Consider the following 12,187-nt stretch of genomic DNA (forward strand, 5'->3'; position numbering starts at 1 on the left):
GAGTTCATCATCGCGACACATCTTGTGTCGCCCGCGGGTAGACGAGTACCCTGTCCTGCGGCTTTGATGCGAGGACCTGGGATGAGCGGACCGGACGGAAGCGAGCAGTTTGTTAAAAAGCACGATTTCGTTCAGCGCAGCGCAATCGCCGGGCTTCTCGCTGCGGCGTTCGCCCTTTCCGGCTGCGACAAGCCGGCGTCACAGGCCGCTGCCCCGCCGGCGGCGCCGGTGACAGTCGCCCCGCCGGTCAAGCGCACGGTCACCGATTGGGATGAGTTCACCGGCCGCTTCGAGGCGGTCGAGGAGGTACAGGTGCGCCCCCGCGTCGGCGGCTTCGTCAACTCGGTCGAGTTCCAGGACGGCGCCATCGTGCGTCAGGGCGATCTGCTCTACGTGATCGATCCCCGTCCGTTCGAGGCGGTGGCCACGCAGGCGGAGGGGCAGCTGTCGGATGCGCGCGCCAGGGTGGAGCTTGCCAAGCGCGAGCTCGACCGTGGCCTCAATCTGGTGCAGACCAATGCGGTCTCGGAGCAGGTCGTCGATCAGCGTCGCCAAGCCCTGCAGGCCGCGCATGCGGCCGAGATGCAGGCCGAAGGCGCGCTGAAGGCCGCCAAGCTCAACATCGAGTTCACGCATGTGACGGCGCCGCTGACCGGTCGCGTCGGCCGCCATCTCGTCAGTCCCGGCAATCTCGTGCAGGGCAGCGACAACGGCGCTTCGACGCTGCTGACCTCGATCGTCACGCTGGATCCGATCTACATCTATTTCGACATGGATGAGGCGACCTTCATCAAATACAGCAAATTATGGTTCGAGGGGCGGCGCCCAAGCTCGCGCGACACTGCGAACCCGGTGCAGGTGACGCTGGCCGGTGAGACCAAGCCGTCGCATGAGGGCACCGTCAACTTCCTCGACAACCGGCTCGACGTCTCGACCGGTACGCTGCGCAGCCGCGCCGTGGTCAAGAATACCGACCTGTCGATCCTGCCCGGCCAGTTCGGGCGCGTCCGCCTGATTGGCAGTGCGCCCTATGATGCGCTGCTGATTCCGGACGTCGCTGTCGCAACCGACCAGTCCCGCAAGATCGTGTTCGTGGTGAAGCCCGATGACACGGTCGAGGCGCGTCCGGTGGTGCTCGGGCCGCTCGATGACGGCCTGCGCGTGATCCGCGAGGGGCTGAAGGCGGAGGATCGCGTCATCGTCAACGGCATCCAACGCGCCCGGGTCGGCGCCAAGGTCGCCCCGCAGACGGCGCAAGCGCCGGCCGGTGGCAAGTCATGAATCTTGGCCGCCTCTCCATCAACCAGCCCATCCTGGCAATGGTGCTGTCGATCGTGCTGCTGATCGTCGGCGCGATCGCCTACACCACGTTGCCGGTCTCCGAATATCCGCAGGTGGTGCCGCCCACCGTGGTGGTCACCACGCAATATCCCGGCGCGTCCGCGCAAACCGTATCCGACACGGTCGCAGCTCCCATCGAGCAGGAGATCAACGGCGTCGAGGACATGCTGTATCTCTACAGCCAGGCGACCTCGAACGGCCAGCTCACCATCACCGTCACCTTCAAGCTCGGCACCGATCTCGACAAGGCCCAGGTGCTGGTGCAGAACCGCGTCGCCATCGCGCAGCCGCGTCTGCCGGAGGAGGTCCAGCGCAACGGCGTCACCACGCGCAAGAACTCGCCCGACATCCTGATGGTCGTGTTCATGCTGTCGCCGGACGACACGTTCGACCAGCTCTACATCTCCAACTATGCCTTGCTCCAGGTCCGCGACCAGTTGCTGCGTCTCGACGGCGTCGGCGACATCCAGATCTTTGGCGCACGCGACTATTCGATGCGATTGTGGCTCGATCCCGACCGGATCGCCAATCTCGGCCTGACCTCGGCCGAGGTGCTGGCGGCGATCCGCGCCCAGAACGTTCAGATCGCCGGCGGCCAGATCGCCGAGCCGCCGATCGCCGACCGCGCTTTCCAGCCGAACCTCACCTTCACGGGGCGCCTGAAGGATCAGAAGCAGTTCGAGGACATCCTGATCAAGGCCGGCCCCGATGGCCGGATTGTCCGCCTGCGCGACGTCGCCCGCATCGAGCTGGGTGCCTTGTCCTACACCACCAACAGCTTCCTGCTGCGCAAATCCGCGGTCGCCATGCTGGTGACGCAGCGACCCGGATCCAACGCGCTCGCGACGGCGAAAAACATTTCCGACACGATGACGAAGCTCAAGGAGAGCTTTCCGAGAGGTCTCGACTACAATATCGGCTACAACCCGACCGAGTTCATCGCGCAGTCCGTCCACGAGCTGATCAAGACCATCTACGAGGCGATGCTGCTCGTGGTCGTCGTGGTGCTGGTGTTCCTGCAAGGATGGCGGCCCGCGATCATTCCGATCATCGCTATTCCGGTGTCGCTGGTCGGCACTTTCGCGGTGATGGCGGCGCTGGGCTTCTCCATCAATAATCTCACGCTGTTCGGTCTCGTGCTCGCTGTCGGCATCGTGGTCGACGACGCCATCGTCGTGGTCGAGAATGTCGAGCGGCATCTCGAGCACGGCATGAGTCGGCGCGACGCCGCGCTGAAGACGATGGAAGAGGTCGGCGGCGCGCTGGTGTCGATCGCGTTGGTGCTTTGCGCAGTGTTCGTCCCGACCGCGTTCCTGGGCGGCATTTCTGGGCAATTTTTCCAGCAATTCGCCGTCACCATCGCGGTCGCGACCGCGATCTCCTGCTTCTGCTCGCTGACGCTATCGCCGGCGCTGGCTTCGCAGATTCTGGTGCCGCACGAGGAGAAGCGGCCGCCGGCCGCCTGGAACGTCATCGCGCGCGGCTGGAATGCTTTCACTGGCGTGTTCAACCGGGTGTTCGACCGGCTGGCGCACGGCTATGCGGGTCTTGCCAATTTCGTGATCCGGCATTCGGTCGTGATGCTTCTGGTGTACGTGGTGCTGATCGGCAGCGCGGGCTGGCTGATCGTGACGACGCCGCAGGGCTTCATTCCCGCGCAGGATCGCGGCTACGTCATCATATCCGTGCAATTGCCGGGCGCAGCGTCGCTGGCGCGCACCACCGAGGTCGTACGTGAGATCGAGCGGATCTCGCTGGATACGCCGGGCATCGTCCGTGTTGCGGCATTCGCCGGCTTCTCCGGCGCCACGCGCACGCAGGCTGGCAACGCGGCGGCGCTCTTTCCGGTTTTCGATGAGCCCGAGGTGCGACTGAAAAAGGGGCTGTCCGCCAACGCCATCACGGCCGAGCTGCGCAAGCGCCTCACCGCAATTCAGGGTGCCTTCATCATCGTGATTCCGCCCCCGGCCGTGCCAGGCATCGGCACCGGCGGCGGCTTCACCATCCGCGTCCAGGATCGCCAGGGCCGCGGGCCCGAAATGCTTGCCGCTGCGACCGACGAGCTGGTCGCCGCCGCGCGCAAGGCACCCACTCTCACCTCGGTATTCTCGCCGTTCACGGCCAACACGCCGCAGCTCTTCGTGGACATCGACCGCACCAAGGCGCAGAAGCTCGGCGTTCCCATTTCCAACATCAACGACACGATCCAGTCCTATTTCGGCTCGACCTATGTCAACGACTTCAACCTGTTCGGCCGCACCTACCACGTCACCGCGCAGGCCGATTTCCCGTACCGCAAGGAGCCGAGCGACCTCGCGCGGCTGCGCACGCGCAACGCCTCCGGCGACATGGTGATGCTCGGCAGCGTCGTCGAGTTCAAGGATGTCTCGGGTCCCGATCGCGTCGCGCGCTATAATCTTTACGCCGCCTCCGAATTGCAGGGCGAGCCGGCGCCGGGCACCAGCTCGACCACCGCGCTCAACACCATCAAGCAGCTCGCCAACGATACCTTGCCGAGCGGCTTCACCTTCGAATGGACGGATTTGTCCTACCAGCAGGTCACCGGTGGCAATGCCGGCCTCTACGTGTTCCCGATCTGCGTGCTGTTCGTCTATCTCGTGCTCGCCGCGCAATATGGCAGCTGGACCTTGCCGTTTGCAGTGATCTTGATCGTGCCGATGTGCCTGCTCGCTGCCACCATCGGTGTGCGCATCATGGGCCAGGACGTCAACATCCTCACCCAGATCGGCTTCGTCGTTCTGGTGGGACTAGCAGCAAAGAACGCGATCCTGATCGTCGAGTTCGCGCGCGACATCGAGAACGAGGGCAAGCCGCGGCTCGAGGCCGTCATCGAGGCCTGCCGGCTGCGCTTGCGGCCGATCCTGATGACGTCCTTCGCCTTCATCCTCGGCGTGCTGCCCCTGGTGATCTCGAGCGGCTCCGGCTCGGAGATGCGGCAGGCCGTCGGCGTCGCCGTGTTCTTCGGCATGATCGGCGTCACCCTGTTTGGGCTTCTGTTCACGCCGATCTTCTATGTGGTGGTGAGGAACTTGGCGGAGGGGCGGCGGGACAAGAAGCCAGGGGTCGCTGCGTAGTCAGTGTCGCCACCGGCGTATCCACATCCGCGCCATCATCCCGGACAAGCCTAAGCACAGATTCGGGACCCACCCCCAGAGACGCGCGCTCGCTCAAGGCGCGCTTGGTCCGGTGACGAAGCGGGGAATATAGCGCCCACCTCCATACTAACGGCCTACGCCGAAATGGATGGGCACGCGCGGGGTTCTTCACTACTATCCGCGCGATTTCACAACAGAAGACTGCTGGGAGTTAACATATGAAATCAACATTTTTGGCCGCAGCGGCCTCGGCCGTATTGCTGGCGTCGCCGGCCGCCGCGCAGGGCGTCAAGATCGGCATCCTCAACGATCAGTCTGGCGTCTATGCCGACTACGGTGGCAAATGGTCGGTCGAAGCCGCGAAGATGGCGATCGAGGACTTTGGCGGCGAGGTGCTCGGCCAGAAGATCGAGCTCATCACGGCCGACCACCAGAACAAGCCGGATCTCGCTAGCTCGATCGCGCGGCGCTGGTATGACGTCGAGAATGTCGACATGATCACGGAGCTGACCACCTCCTCGGTCGCGCTCGCGATCCACGAGCTCTCCAAGGAAAAGAAGAAGATCGACATCGTCGTCGGCGCCGCGACCTCGCGCCTCACCGGCGATGCCTGCCAGCCCTACGGCTTTCACTGGGCCTACGACACCCGTGCGCTCGGCGTCGGCACCGGCGGTGCGCTGACCAAGGCCGGCGGCGACACCTGGTTCTTCCTCACCGCGGACTACGCCTTCGGCTACGCGCTGGAAAAGGACACCAGCGAGATCGTCACCGCCAATGGCGGCAAGGTGGTCGGCTCGGTACGCGTGCCGCTCAATTCATCGGACTTCTCCTCCTTCCTGCTCCAGGCGCAGAGCTCGAAGGCGAAGATCGTCGGCCTCGCCAATGCCGGCCTCGACACCACCAACTCGATCAAGCAGGCGTCCGAGTTCGGCATCGTCGCAAGTGGCCAGAAGCTCGCCGGCCTGCTGATGACGCTCGCTGAAGTGAACGGCCTTGGCTTGCAAGCTGCGCAAGGCCTGGTGCTGACCGAGGGCTATTACTGGGATCTCAACGATCGCACCCGCAATCTCGGCGAACGCTTCCTCAAGCGCACCGGGCGGATGCCGAGCATGATCCACGCTGGCACCTATTCGGCGACGCTGAGCTATCTCAAGGCGGTCAAGGCCGCCGGCACCAAGGATTCGGACGCGGTTGCCAAGAAGCTGAAGGAGCTGCCGGTCGACGACGACTTCGCGCAAGGTGGCAAGGTGCTCGAAAACGGCCGCATGGTCCACGACATGTATCTGTTCGAGGTCAAGAAGCCCTCGGAATCGAAGAAGCCCTGGGACTATTACAAGCTGCTCGCTACCGTCCCCGGCGACAAGGCATTCTTCGCCGCCAAGGAAAGCGGCTGTCCGTTGACGAAGTGACGCGCAGCGTTGTTTCGGGGCGATGCGAAGCATCGAACTATGGTGCGCAATTGCGCACCTGAGAATCTCGAGATTCCGGGTTCGGCGCCAATGCGCCGCCCCGGAATGACGGCGGAATTTGGAGCCGCAGATGGGCCCTCACACCAGCCGCAACGCCACCGCCCCTAACGCTCCCGCCCACAGCGCCATGGCGGCGAGGCTCTGGATCGCGAAACCCAGGCTGCGCTTTGCCGCCGCCTTGGAATAGCCGACGAAATAGGCGATGCGGCCGATGATCCAGACCACGCCGATGCTGGCTGCGATGGCGTCGCTGATATAGATTGCGAACAGCCACAGCGCCGGCAGGAAGATCGGCATCCATTCCAGCGTGTTCATCTGGATGCGAAAGGCGCGCTCGAAATCCGGATGGCCGGACATCGCCGGCACCTTGACGCCGGTCTTGGTGCGCGAGCGAGAGACGTTGACGGCGGTGAAAAAGTAAAATGCGATCGCCAGCAGCGTGACGAGGGCGGTGAGATGATGCATCGTTAGTCCCTTCGACGAGATCGCGCTTCAATAGCCCGTCAGCTCGAGATAGCCAACGCCATCATGCGTGCCGGCAAAGCTGATCGGCCCTTCCCAGTAGGAGAAGCCGGTCCCCATCCAGGCCCCTGGATTGAGCGGCTTGCACAGGATCGAGAACGATTGCGAGGGGATTGCGATCTGCCACTCCACCGGCAGCTTGCGTCCCGCAACATCCGCGGTCGCCTTCGGCATCATCTGGATGTCGCTACCTGCAATCATCCGCGTCTCGCCGGCGGCGCTGATCCAATTGCCGAACGGATAGTTTTGGCCGTCCTTCTGCCGCAGCCGGTACAGCATCAGCTTGTCGCCGGATCCGAGATGCAGCGACAGCCAGTCCCAACCGGTCTGATCGGCATCCAGCGGCTGGCTGCTCCATTCGCGGTCCATCCAGGCCTGGCCCATCACTTCGGCCGGCTTATCGTCGATCGTGATGCTGCCGCGCGCGCGGTAGAACGGCTGGCTGTAATAGTAAGATGCTTGCCCGCGCTCCGACTTGCGGCTGTAGCCGCGGTCGCCCTGCAATACCATCGGACGATCGGCCTCCAGCGTCAGCGCATAGCTGAAGTCGGTGGCGGAGGCTTTGAGCATCAGCGGCGCCAGCGTGCGATAATCGGTGCGCTCAAGCCCCTTCATTTCCCAATCGTCGATCCAGGCATCGAACGGCTTGGCCGTGACGCCGGCCTGCCCCACACCGCCGCGTGAAAACGTCTCGCTAAAGCGGTGGGTGTCGGCGCGCGTCACCGCCGCATGTCCCATCCATACCTGCTGATTGGCCCAGCCCTCGCGTTGCGGGCCCGGCTGCGCCGCCTGGCGGAACAGGGTCCATTGCAGGCCGCAGGCAGCGCCACTGGCATCGACGAGGTTGGCCGTGAGATACCACCACTCGATGCGAAACTCCGGATGCGGCCCGTGATCGCCCGGAAAGGTGAAGACCTTGCCCGCCGTTACCTTGGCAAAGCCGTCCGCGGTTTCGCCGAGCCCGGCATAGCCCTGCGCCCCTGCGCGAGGTGTGAGTGCCAGCGCAGCAAAGCCGCCGATGACCGCGCGTCGTGAGATTTTCTCAGCGCTCATTGGCGAACACCTTGACGAGATTTGCCGGCTGCATCCGCGCCAGCCGTAGCATCGGCAGCAATGCGGCAAGCAGCGAGGCGAGCAGCGCGACCGCGACCAGCTCGACCAATTGCAGCGGAAACACATGGAACGGCAGCCGCCAGCCGAATGCCTTCACATTGACGATCGCGATCAGGCACCACGCCACCAAGAGGCCGAGCGGCACGGCCAAGAGCGATGTGAACAGCGCCACCGATAGCGTCTTGGTCAGCTCGATCGCGGCAAGGCGCGGCCGGGTGAGGCCCATCGCCCACAGCGGCGCAAGCTGCGGCAGGCGGGAGTTGGCCAACGTCAGCAGGCTTGTGAGCAGCGCGATGCCGGCGACGCCAAGCGTAAAGGCATTCAGCGCGGACGTGACCGCAAAGGTGCGGTTGAAGATGCGGATCGATTCCGCCTTCACCGTCGCCTGGTCGGCGACGCTGCGATCGTCGAGCGCAAATTGCTTCTGCAACGCTGAGATCAGGCCGGGGATATCGTTCTTGTCGACGATGAGGCCGATCCGCGTCTGCGGCGTCTGTGGAAATTGCCGGATCAGCGCCGCGACATTGATGGCGAGCTGCCCCTTGGGATTGCCGTAGTCAGCATAGATGCCGACAATGTCGAGCTCCCAGGTCCCGCCCGGCGCCGGCACCTCGACGACGTCGCCGACGCGGACGTTCAGCCGGCGGCTCAACTGCTCGCTGATGAAGGCAGCATTGCCGGGCACGAGCCGGGTCCAGGCGCGCGGCGCGGCTTCCAGCAGCGGCCAGCGTTCGCGATAGAGCGCGTGGTCGGGAAGGCCGAGCAATTCCACCGGCTGGCCCTGAACTTGCGCCTCCGCGCGTCCGCCCGAGAGGATCGCCTGGACATCGCTGCGCTCGCGCAGCCAGTTCCGGATCGCAACGCCTTGCGTGTTGTCGGACGCGCTGATGTAGACGTCGGCCGCCAGCCGTCCATTGAGCCAGCCGATAAAGGTCCGGCTGAACGTCTCCACCATCGTGGACACCCCGACATTGACGGCGAGTGCAAGCAGCAGCGCCATCAGCGCCAGCGACAATCCGGAGAGTTGCTGCCGGCTGTCGGCCCAGAACCACAGCGCCAGCGGCCCTTTCGCCCAACGCTGGCCAACGAGCAGGATGAGTTCGAGAAATGCCGGAAGGATCAGGGCCGCACCGAGCATCAGCGCGGCCAGCACGCCGAAGCCTGCGATCAGCGATTGCCCATAGTAAAGCAGCAGCAGCGCGACCGCGAATACGGCGCAGGCGCCTGCACTTTGCAGGATCAACCAACGGCGCTGCACCTGCTGCCAGGCGCGTGGTTGCGCGGTTGCCAGCACCGGCATCCTGATCGCCTTGATCAGGCTGGTTGCGGCCGCAACTAGCGCGCCGACAACGCTGATGCCGATACCGGCCAGCCACCATTCGGAACGCAGCGTCAGCTGCCCCGGGATCTGCGCGCCATAGAGCCCGCGCAGCGACGCCGCGACGTCGGGCAACAGCGCTGCCGCGATGAAATAACCGCAGACGAGCCCGATCAGCCCGGCGATCAGCGCCAGCACCACCAGCTCCAGCACCAGCATCGTGTTGACCAGCCGCGCCGACGCGCCGCAGGCGCGCAACGTCCGCAGCATCGGCAGACGCTGCTCGAAGGCGAGGCCGACGGCCGAATTGACGATGAAGAGCCCGACGAAGAATGACAACAGGCCGAAGGCGGTGAGATTGAGATGAAAACTGTCGGTGAGGCGTTCCAGCTCCGTCTCGGCATCCGGCTCAACCCGCTGCAGCTGATCGCCGACGACGCTTTGAAGCGACGTGGGCTTACCCTTCGCCTTGCCGATCAGCAACCGCGACAGCTGGTCCGGCTTGTTGAGGAGCCGCTGCGCCACGCCGATATCGACCACCAGCACGCCGGGCACGAGCTGCGGCAGCACGCGCAGCGGCGGCAGTATTGCGCCGCTGCTGATCGCCGGCACCGCACCCTCCTGCTGCTGCAAGTCACTCAGCGTCTCCCGCGCCACCAGCGTCTGGCCCGGCGGCGCGACGAAACTGCTGAGATCCGAGGCGCCAAGGCGCGGCGCATTGCCGACGTCGGTCGGCAGCGTCACCGGCTCGATGCCGAGCAGCCGCACCGAGCGTCCATTGATCTGGACGCGTCCCTCCAGTATCGGGGAGACCGGCCAGCCGGCGCGGCGCAATTTTATGAACAGCTCCTGGGAAAAGGTCGCCGTATCCAGCGCGACCAGCATCGCCGTACGTGCGCCGCCGAATGTCGCCGCGGCGCGGTCATAGGCGCTGCGGGCCTGCTGGTTGATCGCCTGCACGCCACTCCACAGCGCGGTCGCCGCAATCAGCCCGATCAGCAGCGTTGCGAACTGCATCTGGTGACGCCGCCAATGGCTGAGCAGCACGGCGAGGATCCACAGCGCGCGCCTCATGCGATGCGCCCGCCGTGCAAAGTAAGGTGGCGGTCGAGCGTCGCTGCCAGATGCAGGCTGTGCGTCACCATCAGGAAGCCGCAGCCCGTGCGCGCCACGAGATCGCGCGTCAGCGCCAGCACGTCCTCGGCGGTGGCTTCGTCCAGATTGCCCGTCGGCTCGTCCGCCAGCAGCAGCGAAGGCTTCGTCGCCAGCGCCCGGCCGATGGCGACCCGCTGCTGCTGTCCGCCCGACAATTGCTCTGGATAACGCTTGAGGAGAGTGCGAAGTCCGAGCCGTTCGATCAGCTCTTTGGTCCAGGCCGCATCATGCCGGCCGGCGATCCGTGCCTGGAAGGCGAGATTGTCCGCGACCGACAGGCTCGGGATCAGGTTGAACTGCTGAAAAACCAAGCCGACCCGGTCGCGTCGCAAGCTGGCACGTCCCGCATCCGACAGCTTGGTGACCTCGATGTCCGCCAGCCGGATCGAGCCGCTATCAGCCGCATCGAGCCCGGCGATCAGGTGCAGCAGCGTGCTCTTGCCGCTGCCGGATTCTCCCGTCAGCGCGACCCGCTCGCCAGCCGCGAGGTCGAGATCGACGCCGCGCAGCACGTGGACCGGCTCGCCGGCTGAGAAGAAGGTCTTCGAGAGATTTTTGATGTTCAGCACGATTAATGGCGCCGGACGGAATTAGCGGAATTGCTGCCTAGCACACTTGCTGCGGAAATGCCGGGGTTGCGTTGGCATCCAAGCCGTTGTTAGCTCCAAGAAGGTCAAATCAAAAAAGTGCCAAAAAGATACATGGGGAAAATAGAAGCATGAGCGCTCAGGGAACGCCGTCCGCGGCGAGCAAGCCGACAGCGACGCCGAAGGGCGCCTGGACCATCACCTTTCTCCTGTTTCTGTTCATGCTGGTGAACTTTGCCGACAAGATCGTCGTCGGTCTTGCCGGCGTGCCGATCATGGCGGACCTCAAGCTCACGCCGGAGCAATTCGGCCTGCTCGGCTCTTCGTTCTTCTTCCTGTTCTCGATCTCGGCCATCGTGGTCGGCTTCATCGTCAACAAGGTGCCGACGCGCTGGGTGCTGCTGTCGCTCGCGGTGGTTTGGGCGCTGGCGCAGTTTCCCATGGTCGGCACCGTCTCCTTCACCACGCTCCTGATCTGCCGCATCGTGCTGGGCGCCGGCGAAGGCCCGGCCTTCTCGGTCGCGGCGCACGCCATCTATAAATGGTTCCCTGACGAGAAGCGCACGTTGCCGACCGCGATCCTGTCGCAAGGCTCGGCCTTTGGCGTGATCATCGCAGTGCCGGCCTTGAACTGGATCATCGTCAACCATTCCTGGCACTATGCCTTCGGCGCGCTCGGCGTCGTCGGCCTGGTCTGGGTCTGTGCCTGGCTCGCGCTCGGCAAGGAGGGGCCGCTGGAGGATGCGCAGGCCCTCGCCGCCACCGAGACGAAGATTCCCTACATTCAGCTTCTCACCTCGCGCACCTTTCTCGGCTGCGTCGCCGCGACCTTCGGGGCCTATTGGGCGCTGTCGCTCGGGCTGACCTGGTTCACGCCCTTCATCATCAAGGGTCTCGGCTTCTCTCAGAGCCAAGCCGGCTGGATTTCCACTCTGCCCTGGATCTTCGGCGCCACCATCGTGATCCTGACGGGCTGGATCTCGCAAATGATGATGGCCCGCGGCTCGACCACGCGCATCGCTCGCGGCGTGCTCGGCTCGGTGCCGCTGGTCGTCGGCGGCCTGATCCTGGCGACGATGCCGCATGTCCAGGGCGCCGGCCTTCAGCTGGCTTTGCTCGTGGTCGGAACGGGCCTGTGCGGCGCGATCTATGTCGTCTGCCCGCCCATGCTCGGCGAGTTCACGCCGACATCGCAGCGCGGCGCCATCCTCGCGATCTACGGCGCGCTCTATACGCTTTCGGGCATCATCGCACCCGCCGTGATGGGCACCGTGATCCAGCACGCCGGCAGCATGCTCGACGGCTACATGACCGGCTTCACCATCAATGCGGCGATCATGGTCGGCTCCGGCCTGCTCGGCCTGCTGCTGCTCTGGCCGAACACCGAACGCGCCAGGTTGACGGGCGGTGCCGCCCCGCAGGCGGGCGCGCTGAAGAGCGCGGTATCGCCGACGTAAGGGTGGCGGCGCACGCCCAAGCAACACCCTCGTCCCCGGACAAGCGCGCCCCAAGGGCGCGCCGATCCGGGGTCATGACTGCGGGGCGATGTTTGGCGCCGGAACGGAC

The 12,187-nt window shown here is 64.8% G+C and carries 8 protein-coding genes; 4 read left to right on the forward strand and 4 right to left on the reverse strand.

The window, feature by feature from the left end:
• Nucleotides 1-81: 81 nt before the first annotated feature.
• The 3 genes from IVA91_RS10515 to IVA91_RS10525 all read left to right on the forward strand — a co-directional run bounded on the left by IVA91_RS10515 (nt 82) and on the right by IVA91_RS10525 (nt 5,866).
• Nucleotides 82-1,281, forward strand: a complete 1,200-nt coding sequence (locus IVA91_RS10515) for an efflux RND transporter periplasmic adaptor subunit (protein WP_247281920.1) — start codon at nt 82-84, stop codon at nt 1,279-1,281.
• Nucleotides 1,278-4,436, forward strand: a complete 3,159-nt coding sequence (locus tag IVA91_RS10520; protein WP_247281919.1) for a multidrug efflux RND transporter permease subunit — start codon at nt 1,278-1,280, stop codon at nt 4,434-4,436. Before IVA91_RS10515 ends, IVA91_RS10520 begins: the two co-directional genes overlap by 4 nt.
• A gap of 239 nt (nt 4,437-4,675) precedes the next feature.
• The gene (locus IVA91_RS10525; protein WP_247281918.1) at nt 4,676-5,866 is read left to right on the forward strand and encodes an ABC transporter substrate-binding protein; all 1,191 of its coding nucleotides are present in this window, start codon (nt 4,676-4,678) and stop codon (nt 5,864-5,866) included.
• Nucleotides 5,867-6,004: 138 nt separating this feature from the next.
• On the opposite strand, the gene IVA91_RS10530 is transcribed toward IVA91_RS10525, so the two are convergent.
• Genes IVA91_RS10530 through IVA91_RS10545 form a run of 4 tightly spaced genes read right to left on the reverse strand, consistent with a single transcriptional unit; the run spans nt 6,005 to nt 10,603 of the window.
• The gene (locus IVA91_RS10530; RefSeq protein ID WP_247418218.1) at nt 6,005-6,391 is read right to left on the reverse strand and encodes an MAPEG family protein; all 387 of its coding nucleotides are present in this window, start codon (nt 6,389-6,391) and stop codon (nt 6,005-6,007) included.
• A 27-nt stretch (nt 6,392-6,418) separates the two neighbouring features.
• A complete protein-coding gene (locus tag IVA91_RS10535) occupies nt 6,419-7,501 on the reverse strand; it encodes a lipocalin-like domain-containing protein (RefSeq protein ID WP_247281917.1) in 1,083 nt (360 codons plus the stop codon).
• Complete coding sequence (locus IVA91_RS10540; protein ID WP_247281916.1) at nt 7,491-9,953, reverse strand: FtsX-like permease family protein; 2,463 nt, start codon at nt 9,951-9,953, stop codon at nt 7,491-7,493. The genes IVA91_RS10535 and IVA91_RS10540 overlap by 11 nt, the downstream gene beginning before the upstream one ends.
• Nucleotides 9,950-10,603: an ABC transporter ATP-binding protein gene (locus tag IVA91_RS10545; RefSeq protein ID WP_247281915.1), complete on the reverse strand. Its 654-nt coding sequence runs from the start codon at nt 10,601-10,603 to the stop codon at nt 9,950-9,952. The genes IVA91_RS10540 and IVA91_RS10545 overlap by 4 nt, the downstream gene beginning before the upstream one ends.
• A 149-nt stretch (nt 10,604-10,752) precedes the next feature.
• Here IVA91_RS10545 and IVA91_RS10550 point away from each other — a divergent pair, with 149 nt between their 5' ends.
• Nucleotides 10,753-12,078, forward strand: coding sequence for an MFS transporter (locus tag IVA91_RS10550; RefSeq protein ID WP_247418216.1), 1,326 nt, complete (start codon nt 10,753-10,755; stop codon nt 12,076-12,078).
• Nucleotides 12,079-12,187: the final 109 nt, after the last annotated feature.

The sequence above is a fragment of the Bradyrhizobium sp. 153 genome (genome assembly GCF_023073835.1).
GTDB lineage: Bacteria > Pseudomonadota > Alphaproteobacteria > Rhizobiales > Xanthobacteraceae > Bradyrhizobium.